The following is a 12,192-nucleotide window of genomic DNA, read 5'->3' as shown; positions in this document are numbered from 1 at the left end:
CCCACCGCCTGCCCGAAAGCCTGAAGGACTTCCCCATGCCGATCGCCACACGCGCCTTCGCCGCGACCGCCGCCGACAAGCCCCTGACCCCCTACAGCTTCGAACGGCGCGATCCCGGCCCCGACGACGTGCTGATCGACATCAAATACTGCGGCATCTGCCATTCCGACCTGCACATGGCCCGCAGCGAGACCGGCCAGGCCCAGTACCCGCTGGTGCCCGGTCACGAGATCGCCGGCGTGGTGGCGGCCGTCGGCTCGAACGTCACCCGCTTTAAGGAAGGCGACCGCGTCGGCGTGGGCTGCATGGTCGACAGCTGCCGCGAATGCTCGTCGTGCCAGGAAGGTCTGGAGCAGTATTGCGTGCCCGGCTTCACCGGCACCTACGGCGGCAAGGACCGGAAGGGCGGCACGGCCGAGACCATCACCCAGGGCGGCTATTCCGACCACATCACCGTCGATCAGCATTTCGTCCTGTCCATCCCCGACAGGCTGCCGCTGGACGTCGCCGCCCCCCTGCTGTGCGCCGGCGTCACCACCTATTCGCCGCTGAAGACCTGGGGCGTCGGACCGGGCTCGAAGGTCGCGGTCATCGGCCTGGGCGGCCTGGGCCATATGGCGGTCAAGCTGGCGGCGGCCATGGGGGCCGAGGTCACGGTCCTGTCCACCTCGGACCGCAAGAAGGCCGACGCCGAGCGGATGGGCGCCAAGCATTTCCTGATCAACTCGGACAAGGCGGCGATGAAGGCCGCGGCCGAGAGCTTCGACCTGATCATCAACACCGTCTCGGCCACGCACGAGATCTCCAGCCAGGTCCAGCTGCTGGCGCGTGACGGGACCATGGTCATGCTGGGCCTGACCACCGAGGGCCTGCCGGTGTTCGCCGTGCCCCTGCTGTGGCGTCGTCGCCGCATCGCCGGCTCCCTGATCGGCGGCATCGCCGAAACCCAGGAGATGCTGAACTTCTGCGCCGAACACGGCATCGCCTGCGACATCGAGACCATCGCCCCCGACCAGATCAACGAGGCCTATGAGCGGATGCTGAAATCCGACGTCCGCTACCGCTTCGTCATCGACATGGAGAAGCTGGCGGCCTGATCCGTGCGACATCAAGCCCGGTTTCCCCCGCGGAAATCGGGCTTGCCTGCGGCCGAGGCGTCGCTACACCTTTAACCACGGTCCGCAGCAGACGGACCAAAGGGACAAGGAAACGATGATGGCGCGTGTGGCATTCGTGACCGGCGGCACCCGAGGCATCGGCAGGGCGATCGTCCAGCGCCTCAGCGAGGACGGCGTCCGCGTCGCCGCCGGCTATTCCGGCAATGACGAAGCCGCCCAGGCCACGGCCCGGGCCACCGGCTGTTTCGTGGTGAAGGGCAATGTCGGCAGCTTCGAAGACTGCGCGCGCGCGGTGCAGGAGGTCGAAGCCGAGCTGGGTCCGGTCGACATCCTGGTCAACAACGCCGGCATCACCCGCGACGGCTTCTTCCACAAGATGAGCCATGACCAGTGGTCCGACGTGATCCGGGTGAACATGGACAGCGTCTTCAACACCACCCGCCAGGTCATCAACGGCATGCGCGACCGCGGCCACGGCCGGATCGTCAACATCTCCTCGATCAACGGCCAGAAGGGCCAGGTGGGCCAGACCAACTATTCCGCCGCCAAGGCCGGGATGATCGGCTTCACCAAGGCCCTGGCCCTGGAGAACGCCCGCAAGGGCGTGACCGTCAACTGCATCGCCCCCGGCTATATCGACACCGAGATGGTCGGCGCCATGGACCCCAAGGTGCTGGAATCCATCGTGGCCCAGATCCCCGTGGGCCGCCTGGGCAAGGGCGAGGAGATCGCCGACATGGTGTCCTGGCTGGTGGGCGAGCGTGCTGGATATGTCACAGGCTGCACCCTGTCTCTGAACGGCGGTCAGTACCTGGTCGGGTGAAGCGGCTTCGCCCAAAATCCGCCGCGTGACGGTTTCATCCACAGTCTCATGAAGTTGACGGAAACGGACTGGGCGAAAAAGTCGCCTCGCGTGACCGCGATGGCCCTGGCGGCCGTCGTGACCGTGGGTCTGTCCGTGGCTGCGCCTGCGGTCCTGCCCTCGGACTGCCACGCCCAGTCGCGCCGCAACCTGCCGCCCTCGGCCCGCTATGTGGCCGGCACGGGACAGGGGTTCGTGCTGGACGTGACCGGGTCGCGCCCCCTGCTGCGGTTCGACCGTTCGACCGAGATCTGGGTGCTGCGTCCCGCCCCCGCCCCGCGCGGCGACATCGTCTATCGCAACGACAACGGCGACCAGGTGCTGCGCGTCACGGCCGACGGCGGCATGACCCTGTACACCACCACGGCGCCCCAGGGCTCGCCCGTCTCGCCGTCGGGCGAGGCCGCGCCCCTGCTGGCCCCGGCCCTGACGGCCGTCCAGCTGTGGAACTACATCATCCGCCAGAGCGACCGGGCCAGCCGCGCCCTGGGCCGACTGGTGGTCGTGGACGTGGACATTCAGCCCGGCTCGGAAGCCGTGGCCGCCGACGCCCTGTCGACCGCCGTGGACGCCATCGCCCGCATGGCCCGATCACCGGCCCTGCGCCGCGAGGCGGACAAGATCCGCCGCATCGAGATCGTCGATCAGGGCCGGGGCCCCCAGGCGACCTTCTCACGCGGCGTCCTGCGCATCGTGATCATGCCGCGCGCCGGCGTGGCCGGCCGTCCGTCCTCGGCCCTGATCGTCCGCGTGGTCGCGGACGACGTTCTCAGCCGCTGAAGCCGTCCTTCGCGGCCCGCCGCGCGGCGAACTGGGCCGCATCGACCGCCGTCAGAAACGGATTGAACCGCCGCTCCGTCCCGATCGTCGTCGGCACGGTGGGCTCGCCCCGCGCCCGCGCCGCAAAGATCGCCTCGGCGTGGGCCCGGGTCTCGGGCCGGTCGTCCAGGGTCAGGGTGAAGCGCGCGTTCGAGGCCGTATATTCGTGGGCGCACCAGACGACGGTCGCCTCGGGCCAGGCGGCCAGGGCCTGAAGACTGGCCCACATCTGCTCCGGCGTCCCCTCGAACAACCGGCCGCAGCCCAGGGCGAACAGGGTGTCGCCGACGAAGGCCAGCTGGTTCTCGACCGAGCGGAACACCACGTGGCCCAGCGTATGGCCGGGCGTGGCCGTGACCTCGAACCGCGTCTCGCCGACCATCACCACGTCGCCGTCCGCGACCACCCGGTCCAGCGGCGCGACGCGGCGCACCTCCTCCGGCCCCACGATCTCGCAGCCCGTCTCGGCCTTCAGCCGTTCGTCGCCCTCGGTGTGATCCGGGTGCCAGTGGGTGTTCAGGATCAGGTCCAGCCGCCCCCAGCCCAGGGCCTCCAGCTCTTGAAGGATTCGCTCCGCATCCGGCGTGTCCACCGCCGCGACCACGCCGGTCGCCGTATCGCGGATAAGGAAGCCGTAATTGTCGCTGCGGCACGGAAACAGGTGAACATCCAGGGTCATGACGTCATTCTAGCAGGACGGCTCCGGCGGGCCTATGGTGGACCCCATGCGGCGCAGCATCGACGAGCTTCGAACCTTCTACGGCGAGCCCACCGGGGCCCTGGTGCGCCGTCTGCTGGCCCGGCGCCTGGACGACGCCTGGGGCGAGGCGCCCGACTGCGACGTTCTGGGCGTCGGCTACGCCACGCCCTGGCTGGACGCCTTCGTCGGCGCCCGCCGCGTGGTCGCCGCCATGCCGAGCGGCCAGGGCGTCGAGCACTGGCCCAGCGTGGGGCGCAACCGCACCCTTCTGGTCGACGACCGCCGCCTGCCCTTCGCCGCCGGGTCGTTCGACCGCATCCTGCTGGTCCACGCCCTGGAAGAGGCCGACGATCCCGCCGCCCTGCTGCTGGAGGCGGTGCGCGCCCTGGCCCCGACCGGGCGCATCATCCTGGCGGCGGCGGCGCGCGGCGGCCTGTGGGCGCGGGCCGAGAACACCCCCTTCGGCCACGGCCGCCCCTTCACCCGGGGCCAGCTGGAGCGGCTGGTGCGCGAGGCGGGGCTGGAGCCGGCGGCCTGGTCCCAGACCCTCTATGTCCCGCCGTGGACGCCGCTGCTGCCCCTGGCCGACGGTTTCGAACAGGTCGGGCGGCGCATCGCGCCGAACACCGCGGGCGTGATCCTGCTGGAGGCGTCGCGACAGGCCTATGCGCGCATCCGTCCCAGCGGCCTGGCCCAGCGCGTTCCGGCCCGGCCGGCGCTGACGCCCCAGCCCGTCGCCTCGACCTCCTCCCCGACGCCCCGTCCGCACCCCTGACAGGGAGTTGAGATCGTCCCATCTGTTCGTCGGACGCGAACAGCCTTATGGCGAGCCTCATGCATCGACTGATCCTCATGCGGCACGCCCAGGCGGAGGCCTCCAGCCCGTCCGGCGGCGACGAAGCCCGCCCCCTGTCCAACACCGGACGCAAGGAGGCCGTGCGGATGGGCCAGACCCTGGCCGAGCGCGGTTTGACGCCCGACCTGGCCCTGGTCTCGTCCGCCGTCCGCACGCGCCAGACCTGGGACCAGATGCACGACGCCTTCGGCGACGTCGAAGTCCGCGACGAACCGCGCCTGTACAATGCGCCGTCCGACGTGCTGCGTCGCTTCGTCGAGTCCTGTGAGGACGAGGCCGGCTGCCTGATGCTGCTGGCCCATAATCCCGGCGTCCATGTGCTGGCCACCGAATACCTGTCCGAAAGCGCGGCCTCGCCGGCCATTCTGGACCGTCTGGCCGGGGGCTTCCCGACCGCCGCCGCCGCCCTGTTCACCGTCGATGTCGCGGGGCGCTGCGTCTTCGAAGGCTTCCTGACTCCGCGCGACCTGGGGGTCGCATGACCGGGACCGCCTACAAGATCCTCGCCGCCGAGGAATGGCGCGCGGCCCTGGCCGAGGGCCATTACGAAGGCTCCGCCGTCGATCTGGCGGACGGCTACATCCACATGTCCACCGGCGAACAGTTGGTGGAGACCGTGCGCCGCCATTACGCGGGCCGCGACGATCTGATGCTGCTGACGGTCGATCTGGCCCGGTTCGGCGCGGATCTGGTGTGGGAGCCGTCGCGCGGCGGCGACCTGTTCCCGCATCTGTACGCGCCCCTGCCCGTCGCCGCCGTCACCGCCGTGCGCGCCCTCTCGGTCGCCGAGGACGGAGCCATGCTGTTCGAGGATCCGGCATGAGCCTGCTGGCCGACTGGGGCGCCGCCGCCCTTCGCCGCCTCGATCCCGAGACCGCCCACCAGGTGGCGATCAAGGGCCTGGCCCTCGCCCCCCTTCCCGCCCCGGCGGCCGACGATCCGATCCTGCATACGACGCTGGCGGGGCTCGCCCTGCCCAATCCCGTCGGCCTGGCCGCCGGCCTGGACAAGAACGGCGAGGCCCTGCGCGGCCTGTCGCGGCTGGGCTTCGGCTTCGTCGAATGCGGCTCGGTCACGCCCCGCCCGCAGCCCGGCAATCCCAAGCCCCGCCTGTTCCGCCTGACCGAGGACCGGGCGATCATCAACCGGATGGGCTTCAACAATGAAGGCCTGGAGGCCTTCGCCGCCCGTCTGGATCGCCGCCCCACGGACGTGGTCGTCGGCGCCAACCTGGGCGCCAACAAGGATACGGAAGACAAGGCCGCCGACTATGTCGCCGGCCTGCAGCGGCTGGCCGGCCGCGCCTCCTATTTCACCGTCAACATCTCCTCGCCCAACACGCCCGGTCTGCGCGCCCTGCAAGGGCGTGAACAGCTGGACGATCTGCTGGGCCGGATCGACGCCGCCCGCCCCGCCGACCCCGCCGCCCGCGTGCCGGTCTTCCTGAAGATCGCGCCCGACCTGATCGCCGACGAGATCGGCATGATCGTCGAGGCCTCGCTGGCGCACCGGATTGACGGCCTGATCGTCTCCAACACCACCCTGGAACGGCCCGAGACCCTGCGATCCCCCGATGCGCATGAGACGGGCGGCCTGTCGGGCGCCCCGATCCGCCCGTTCGCGGAAAAGGCTCTGCGCGCCGCCGCCGAAGCCGCCCAGGGGCGCCTGCCCCTGATCGCGGTCGGCGGGATCGACAGCGGGGCCGAGGCCTATGCCCGCATCCGTCTGGGGGCCAGCGCCGTTCAGGTCTATTCCGCCTTGATCTACGACGGGCCCGGTTTGATCACCCGCATCAAGCGTGATCTGGCGGCGCGACTGCGCGCCGATGGTTTTTCCTCAATTTCGGCCGCTATCGGGGCCTCGCGTTGACAGAGCGTTAGCCTCGATCTGCGTCTAGTACCGCCAAGCGAACGACCACGGTTCGTATTGCCGGGAAGCTGGATGTCCAAGACGACCGCAGTCGACACCGCCGCAAGCGGCTGGACAGTGGCCGCCCGCCATCGCCGCAGCAATCTGCTGCAGCGTTTGGGACTGGGGGCCGCCGTCGCCCTTGTCGTGACGCCCATGATCGGCTGGCGGATCTGCCTGGCCTGGTTCGCGGCCTATGGCCTGATGCAGGGTCTGGAACTGCTCGCCTTCGCGCGCGTGAATCGTGACGGCGACGGGAAGGTCCCCCTCTGGGGACGGGTGACGGCCTGCCTGAGCCTGTTCGCCAGCGCCTCGCTGTTCGGCAGTCTGTCGATTCCGATGTGGCTGATCGGCGGTCCGCTGGGCGGGGTCTGCGCGGCCCTGATGCTGCCGGCCCTGATGCTCTTCTCGATGATCAATTCGCCGCGCTCGAAATCGATACTGGTCTCCTCCCTGACGCCGCCGATGCTGTATCTGCTGGCGGTTCCCTTCCTGGCCGCCTGGTTCGGAGCGCCGCCGCCCCTGGTGATGACGGCCGCCGCAGCCGTGGTCCTGGTCATCTTCTTCACCATCATCAGCTGGCAGAAGATGAGCGAGGCGACCGAGAACCAGATGCGCGCCCACGCCGAGGCCGAGCGCCTGCGTGTGAAGGCCGAAGAGAGCCTGGTCGCCCACACCGCCTTCCTCGCCGCCATCGGTCATGATCTGCGCACCCCGATCGGCGCCATACTGACCGGCGCCGCAGAGCTTCAGGCGCTGGACGCGAACTCGCGGTCAAACGCCCATCTGATCACCGACGCCGGGCTGATGATGAAGGCCCTGCTGGACGACCTGCTGGATCACTCCAAGATCGGCGCCGGCCGGATGACGGTCGAGGCCGTCGACTTCGACCTGCGCGCCACGCTGGCCCAGACCTTGCGCCTGTGGCGCGGACCGATCGAGGCCAAGGGCCTGAAGCTGCGCGTCGAGGGCGCCGCGCGCATGCCCCGCAGCGTCAAGGGCGACGCCATGCGGATCCGTCAGGTGATGAACAACCTGATGTCCAATGCGGTGAAGTTCACGCCCCAGGGCCGGATCACCCTGCGCCTGGACGCCTGGGCCGAAGAGCCCTCCGGCTATTGTGTTCTGCTTGAGGTTCAGGACACCGGCCCCGGCATGACCGGCGATCAGCTGGCGCGGCTGTTCAACCCGTTCGACCAGACGGCCGAAGGCGTCAGCGCCCGGTACGGCGGTTCGGGCCTGGGTCTGGCGATCAGCCGCGACCTGGTCGAGTTGATGGGCGGCCGCCTGACGGCGCGCAGCGCGCCGGGCCAGGGCGCCAGCTTCACCGTCTCCCTGAGCCTGCCCTTCGGCGAGAACGCCGCGCCGATCCTGGTTCCCGGCGACGACAGCCGTCTGGACATCGCCCTGGCCCTGGCGGCCCGGCCGCTGGCCGCGGGACCGGACGCCGGAACGCCGCCGGCCGTCCCACAGGACGCCGACGTCTCCCCGACGGCCGAAACCGCCGACCAGACCGACGACGACCGTCCGCTGCGCCTGCTGGTGGTCGATGACCACGACATCAACCGTCGCGCCGTCCAACTGATCCTGCAGCCTCTCGGCTGCGACATCGTCACGGCCGCCGACGGCATGATCGCGCTGGAGCGCTGCGCCGAGACGGTCTTCGACGTCATCTTCATGGATGTCCGCATGCCGGAGTTGGACGGGCGCGAGACCACCCGCCGCCTGCGCGCCGAGGGCGGCCCCAACGCCCGGACGCCCGTCGTCGCCGTCACCGCCGACACCGCCCCCGAAGACGTCGCCGCCTGTCAGGCCGCAGGCATGGCCTATTTCGTGTCGAAACCCCTGACGCCCCCGGCCTTGCTGGGCGCGCTGCAGCATGTGCTGGACGACTCCGCTCAGGCGGCCGAGATCGCCGCCGCCTGATCCCGGACATCCGCGACCAGCCGTTCGGCGAAGCCCGGCGTGCGCAGGTCGCACTCCCACACCGTCAGAACCCGCCAGCCGTCATCCCGCAATTGGGCCGTCACCCGCGCGTCGCGGGCGCGGTTGCGGTCGATCTTGGCGCTCCAGTATTCGGCGTTGGCCTTGGGCTTGCGCGCCCCCCGCGCGCAGTCGTGCCCATGCCAGAAACAGCCGTGGACGAAGACGGCGACCTTGCGCCCCTTCATCGTCACATCCGGCCGACCGGCCAGGCCCTGGCCGCCCAGCCGATACCCGATACCGGCCGCGCGCAGGATCCTGCGCACGGCCAGTTCCGGCGACGTGTCCCGCCCCTTCACGCGCCGCATCACCGCGCTGCGCTGTTCAGGACTGAAGACGTCGGTGCTCATGATCGGTCCAGGCTCAAGTCGCGAAGCGGCAGCCTGGACCAACCCCTATCAGAGCTGCGCCAGCAGGTGCTCGGCCGAAGACACCTTGAACTCGCCGCCCTGTTCGATGTTCAGCTGGGTGACCGTGCCGTCCTTGACCAGCATGGAATAGCGCTGCGACCGCTGACCCAGGCCGAAGCCCGAACCGTCCAGCACCAGACCCAGTTCGCGGGTCAGGTCGCCGTTGCCGTCGGCCAGCATGACGATGGACTCGTCGTCGATGCCCTGGCTTTCCGCCCAGGCCTTCATGACGAAGGCGTCGTTGACCGAGATGCAGGCGACCACGTCCACGCCCTTGCCCTTGATGGCCTCCAGATTGTCCTTGAAGCCCGGCAGGTGGCGGGCCGAGCAGGTCGGGGTGAAGGCGCCCGGCACGGCGAACAGGGCCACGGTCTTGCCGGCGAAGATGTCGGCCGTATTGACGGGCTTGGGGCCTTCGGCCGTCGCCCGGGCGAAGCTCGCGTTCGGAATCCGGTCGCCGATCTGGATGGTCATGGGGCTCTCTCCGCGCGGGTTGGTTGGGTGCGCCCGCGACAGATAGACGTCGCCGCCGTCATCGCAAGCGGCAACGCCTTGCGCCCGCCCGTTTCACGCCCGATGATAGGATCATCATGACCGACGCCTCATCCCTGACGGGCCGTCTCCTGGTCGCCATGCCCGGCATCGGCGACCCCCGGTTCGAACACGCCGTCATCCTGATCTGCGCGCACGGGCCGGATCACGCCATGGGACTGCGGATCGACCGCCCGGCGCCCGGCGTCGATCTGAAGACTGTTCTGGACAAGCTGGACGCGCCGGCGCCGGAGGATTCGGTCGGTCGGGTCGTCCTGATGGGCGGACCTGTCGAACGTGAACGGGGCTTCGTGCTGCACACCGACGACTGGAGCACGGGCGACGACACCCTGCCCTTCGGCGACGGCCTGGCCATGACCGGAACGCGCGAGGCCCTGGCCGCCATGACCGACGCCGTGGCCGGCCCGCGCCGGTCGGCCCTGCTGCTCGGCTACGCCGGCTGGGGCGAGGGCCAGTTGGAGGACGAACTGGCCGAAAACGTCTGGCTGACAGCCGACGCCGACCTGGATCTGATTTTCGACGGCGACCACGAGTCCAAATGGACCCGCGCCCTGGCCCGCATGGGCGTCGATGCAGGCCGGCTTTCCAGCCAGGGCGGGCGGGCCTGAACCCGGCTTCGGCCGCGCCATCCGAAACTCGGTCCGCATTAACGAAATCGCTAGGCTGGTGCGCGAGACTGGGGTCTGCCTCGGGATCAGCCAATCGGTTTGGCCTGGGTCGGGAGGAATTTGTGATGCTGATTTCCAAGGGTGATCGTCGCGAACTGGTCGGCTTCCGCGTCGGCGAGCAAGCCTTCTGCATCGACATCACCTCGGTGCTGGAAATCCGCGGCTGGACGCCCACCACGCCCCTGCCCCGTGCGCCGGACTATATGAAGGGCGTCGTGAATCTTCGCGGCGTCGTCCTGCCCATCATCGACCTGGCGGCGCGTCTCGGCCTGCCGACCAAGGAACCCTCGGCCCGTCACGCCATCATGGTGGTGAAATGCGGCTCGCGCACGGTCGGTCTTCTGGTCGAGGCGGTGTCGGACATCGTCGAACTGGACGACGGGATGCGCCAACAGACGCCTGACATGGGCGACGACGGCGGCCCCGGCGTGATCGCCGGCATATTCGCCGTCGACGGCGAGATGATCAGCCTGCTGGACCTGGACAATGTGCTGCCGCCGCTGGCCGAGGCCGCCTGAGTCCTGACCCGACCGGAAACCTGACCCGACGACGATATTGCCGAACGGCGTGTCATGGCCGCGCCTATCGCGTCGCCAGCGACACCATCAGCAGCACGACCAGGACCAGACACAGCCCCTGCCAGAACCGCACCGGATCGCGCTCGATCAGCGACAGTGGGCGGGGCGCGGGCGCCGCGGCGGCGCTGCCCGTCTCCAGCACATGGATCAGCTCCTCCACGTCCTCGAACCGGTCATCCGGATCGACGGAAACGGCGCGCATGACGGCGGCCTCCAGCCAGGCGGGCATGTCGGGCCGGCGTCGTCCGAGCGATACGGGCGCGCGGTCGAAGCGCGGCGCGTCCGACGGATCGACTTCGCCCCACGGATAGGCGCCGGTGAACAGCCGGTACAGGGTCACGCCCAGAGCGAACTGATCGGTGGCGGCGCTCCCGCTCTCGCCGCCGTACATCTCGGGCGCCTTGTAGCCGGGGGTGCCGGGCGCCTCGGCCTCGGCGAACTCCTCGGCCCGCTTCAGCCGCGCCACGCCCAGATCGACCAGCTTCAGCCCGCCGGTCGTCTCCAGGATCACATTGTCCGGCTTGATGTCGCGGTGCGTCACCCCCGCCCGGTGCAGGGCCGCCACGCCCCGCGCCAGCTTCAGGGCCACGCCGATCCCTTCGGCGATCTCGAACGGCCCGTCCTCGGCCAGCCGCGCATGAAGGGTCTGGCCCGGATAGAAGGGCTGGACGATATAGAGCCGGCTCTGGCGCCCCGCATCCAGGCTCAGCACCTTGCCGACGAAGGGGCTGTCGATCCGCCGGCCGATGAAGGCCTCGCGCAGGAAGGCGGTCCGCGCCCCCCGCTCCGACACCGCCGCAGGCTTGGGAAACTTCAGGACGACCCTTTCGTCGCTGGATCGGGCGTCTCCGGACCGGGCGTCGCCGGACCGCGCCAGGAACAGACGCGTATAGCGGCCGTCCGCCACCAGCTGCTCCAGATGGAACCCGTCGACCGTCTCGCCCTGTTTCGGCGGCGGCAGTATGGCCAGGCCCTCGGCCTCGGCGGTGATCGCCTCCCAGTCGGGCGCCCCGATCCCCATGACGTCGATGACCAGGACGGTCGCGTTGTCGCGCGCGCCCGCCTCGGCCACCTCGGCCAGAATGGCCTGGGCGTCGGCGTCGGGCGATCCGCGCCGCCCCAGCAGCCGCGACAGCGCCTCGTCCGTCAGCACCCCGTGAACCCCGTCCGTGGTCAGCAGCAGCCGGTCGTGCGGCGCCAGGCCGACATGACGCACGTCCAGCTTGACGTCCGCCTCGATCCCGACAGCGCGGTACAGCACATGGCTCAACCCCTGCTGCGCCCGGGTGTGATCCTCGGTCAGCCGCGTCAGCACCCCGTCGCGGAAATGATACGCCCGGCTGTCCCCCACATGCAGCGCCACCGCCTCCCGTCCGCGCAGGATCAGGGCGGTGAAGGTGGTCGCCGCCGCCTCCATGGCCGGATCGATCCTGCCCCGCGCATGGAGCCAGCGGTTGAAGCCCCGCAGCGCCTTGATCCCGTTGGCGGCGATGCCGTTCAGCGGGTTCTGATCCAGATAGCCGTCGATGAAGCTGCGCGTCGTCAGCTCGGCCGCCATCCGCCCGGCCTTCGAGCCCGACACCCCGTCGGCGATGACCGCCACGACCCCATGCTCGCGCTGCTCGGCCGGGGTGCCCAGATGCACCCCGCCGAAATCCTGATTGTCCGCCTTCGGCCCCTGCGCAGTGGCGAAACCGGCGGCGATCTCCAGTCTGGCGTCGGTCACGATCCCCTCCCC

At 69.9% G+C, this 12,192-nt stretch carries 14 protein-coding genes; 10 read left to right on the top strand and 4 right to left on the bottom strand.

Annotated features, from left to right (window positions below; translation table 11 throughout):
• The first annotated feature begins 35 nt into the window (after positions 1–35).
• The 3 genes from AC1RSI_RS00640 to AC1RSI_RS00630 all read left to right on the top strand — a co-directional run bounded on the left by AC1RSI_RS00640 (position 36) and on the right by AC1RSI_RS00630 (position 2,760).
• Positions 36–1,097, top strand: a complete 1,062-nt coding sequence (locus tag AC1RSI_RS00640; protein WP_035310401.1) for an NAD(P)-dependent alcohol dehydrogenase — start codon at positions 36–38, stop codon at positions 1,095–1,097.
• Positions 1,098–1,215: 118 nt separating this feature from the next.
• A complete protein-coding gene (gene phbB / locus AC1RSI_RS00635; protein ID WP_035310400.1) occupies positions 1,216–1,941 on the top strand; it encodes an acetoacetyl-CoA reductase in 726 nt (241 codons plus the stop codon).
• A gap of 99 nt (positions 1,942–2,040) precedes the next feature.
• Positions 2,041–2,760, top strand: coding sequence for a DUF4908 domain-containing protein (locus tag AC1RSI_RS00630; protein ID WP_230307690.1), 720 nt, complete (start codon positions 2,041–2,043; stop codon positions 2,758–2,760).
• Here AC1RSI_RS00630 and gloB read toward each other — a convergent pair.
• Entirely contained in the window at positions 2,750–3,478 is a 729-nt protein-coding gene (gloB, locus tag AC1RSI_RS00625; protein ID WP_154726578.1) for a hydroxyacylglutathione hydrolase, read from the bottom strand. The two genes, AC1RSI_RS00630 and gloB, sit on opposite strands and share 11 nt — an antisense overlap.
• Positions 3,479–3,524: 46 nt before the next feature.
• Here gloB and AC1RSI_RS00620 point away from each other — a divergent pair, with 46 nt between their 5' ends.
• The 5 genes from AC1RSI_RS00620 (at position 3,525) to AC1RSI_RS00600 (ending at position 8,189) form a co-directional block, all read left to right on the top strand.
• On the top strand, positions 3,525–4,274 hold the full coding sequence (locus AC1RSI_RS00620) for a methyltransferase domain-containing protein (protein WP_154726577.1): 750 nt from the start codon (positions 3,525–3,527) through the stop codon (positions 4,272–4,274).
• Between the two features lie 59 nt (positions 4,275–4,333).
• The gene (locus AC1RSI_RS00615) at positions 4,334–4,837 is read left to right on the top strand and encodes a SixA phosphatase family protein (RefSeq protein WP_154726576.1); all 504 of its coding nucleotides are present in this window, start codon (positions 4,334–4,336) and stop codon (positions 4,835–4,837) included.
• Positions 4,834–5,178 carry a DUF952 domain-containing protein gene (locus tag AC1RSI_RS00610; protein WP_154726575.1) on the top strand — a complete coding sequence of 115 codons (345 nt, stop codon included), beginning with the start codon at positions 4,834–4,836 and terminating at the stop codon, positions 5,176–5,178. The genes AC1RSI_RS00615 and AC1RSI_RS00610 overlap by 4 nt, the downstream gene beginning before the upstream one ends.
• Entirely contained in the window at positions 5,175–6,224 is a 1,050-nt protein-coding gene (locus tag AC1RSI_RS00605) for a quinone-dependent dihydroorotate dehydrogenase (RefSeq protein ID WP_447941424.1), read from the top strand. Before AC1RSI_RS00610 ends, AC1RSI_RS00605 begins: the two co-directional genes overlap by 4 nt.
• Before the next feature lie 72 nt (positions 6,225–6,296).
• Positions 6,297–8,189 (top strand): ATP-binding protein, encoded by a 1,893-nt coding sequence (locus AC1RSI_RS00600; RefSeq protein ID WP_154726530.1) that lies wholly within the window; start codon positions 6,297–6,299, stop codon positions 8,187–8,189.
• On the opposite strand, the gene AC1RSI_RS00595 is transcribed toward AC1RSI_RS00600, so the two are convergent.
• Both AC1RSI_RS00595 and AC1RSI_RS00590 read right to left on the bottom strand, forming a co-directional pair.
• Entirely contained in the window at positions 8,162–8,596 is a 435-nt protein-coding gene (locus tag AC1RSI_RS00595; RefSeq protein ID WP_008262989.1) for a very short patch repair endonuclease, read from the bottom strand. The genes AC1RSI_RS00600 and AC1RSI_RS00595 overlap by 28 nt on opposite strands.
• 48 nt (positions 8,597–8,644) lie before the next feature.
• A complete protein-coding gene (locus tag AC1RSI_RS00590; protein WP_008263696.1) occupies positions 8,645–9,130 on the bottom strand; it encodes a peroxiredoxin in 486 nt (161 codons plus the stop codon).
• Between the two features lie 116 nt (positions 9,131–9,246).
• On the opposite strand from AC1RSI_RS00590, the gene AC1RSI_RS00585 reads away from it, so the two are divergent.
• Together AC1RSI_RS00585 and AC1RSI_RS00580 are read left to right on the top strand one after the other, a co-directional pair.
• Positions 9,247–9,816, top strand: a complete 570-nt coding sequence (locus AC1RSI_RS00585) for a YqgE/AlgH family protein (protein ID WP_008264211.1) — start codon at positions 9,247–9,249, stop codon at positions 9,814–9,816.
• Between the two features lie 125 nt (positions 9,817–9,941).
• The gene (locus AC1RSI_RS00580; protein WP_035309906.1) at positions 9,942–10,394 is read left to right on the top strand and encodes a chemotaxis protein CheW; all 453 of its coding nucleotides are present in this window, start codon (positions 9,942–9,944) and stop codon (positions 10,392–10,394) included.
• 64 nt (positions 10,395–10,458) lie between these two features.
• Here AC1RSI_RS00580 and AC1RSI_RS00575 read toward each other — a convergent pair whose 3' ends face one another.
• Positions 10,459–12,180: a bifunctional protein-serine/threonine kinase/phosphatase gene (locus tag AC1RSI_RS00575; RefSeq protein WP_154726531.1), complete on the bottom strand. Its 1,722-nt coding sequence runs from the start codon at positions 12,178–12,180 to the stop codon at positions 10,459–10,461.
• Positions 12,181–12,192 lie beyond the last annotated feature (12 nt).

The organism is Brevundimonas sp. GW821-FHT10E09, from assembly GCF_058809375.1.
Note: the sequence above shows the minus strand (reverse complement) of the source record. Positions and strands in the feature narration are given on the sequence as shown.

Bases quoted from the DNA above. Each gene is read 5' to 3' on its own strand.
- AC1RSI_RS00640 (WP_035310401.1), top strand. From the start codon at position 36: ATGCCGATCGCCACACGCGCCTTCGCCGCGACCGCCGCCGACAAGCCC.
- phbB (WP_035310400.1), top strand. From the start codon at position 1,216: ATGGCGCGTGTGGCATTCGTGACCGGCGGCACCCGAGGCATCGGCAGG.
- AC1RSI_RS00630 (WP_230307690.1), top strand. From the start codon at position 2,041: ATGGCCCTGGCGGCCGTCGTGACCGTGGGTCTGTCCGTGGCTGCGCCT.
- gloB (WP_154726578.1), bottom strand. From the start codon at position 3,478: ATGACCCTGGATGTTCACCTGTTTCCGTGCCGCAGCGACAATTACGGC.
- AC1RSI_RS00620 (WP_154726577.1), top strand. From the start codon at position 3,525: ATGCGGCGCAGCATCGACGAGCTTCGAACCTTCTACGGCGAGCCCACC.
- AC1RSI_RS00615 (WP_154726576.1), top strand. From the start codon at position 4,334: ATGCATCGACTGATCCTCATGCGGCACGCCCAGGCGGAGGCCTCCAGC.
- AC1RSI_RS00610 (WP_154726575.1), top strand. From the start codon at position 4,834: ATGACCGGGACCGCCTACAAGATCCTCGCCGCCGAGGAATGGCGCGCG.
- AC1RSI_RS00605 (WP_447941424.1), top strand. From the start codon at position 5,175: ATGAGCCTGCTGGCCGACTGGGGCGCCGCCGCCCTTCGCCGCCTCGAT.
- AC1RSI_RS00600 (WP_154726530.1), top strand. From the start codon at position 6,297: ATGTCCAAGACGACCGCAGTCGACACCGCCGCAAGCGGCTGGACAGTG.
- AC1RSI_RS00595 (WP_008262989.1), bottom strand. From the start codon at position 8,596: ATGAGCACCGACGTCTTCAGTCCTGAACAGCGCAGCGCGGTGATGCGG.
- AC1RSI_RS00590 (WP_008263696.1), bottom strand. From the start codon at position 9,130: ATGACCATCCAGATCGGCGACCGGATTCCGAACGCGAGCTTCGCCCGG.
- AC1RSI_RS00585 (WP_008264211.1), top strand. From the start codon at position 9,247: ATGACCGACGCCTCATCCCTGACGGGCCGTCTCCTGGTCGCCATGCCC.
- AC1RSI_RS00580 (WP_035309906.1), top strand. From the start codon at position 9,942: ATGCTGATTTCCAAGGGTGATCGTCGCGAACTGGTCGGCTTCCGCGTC.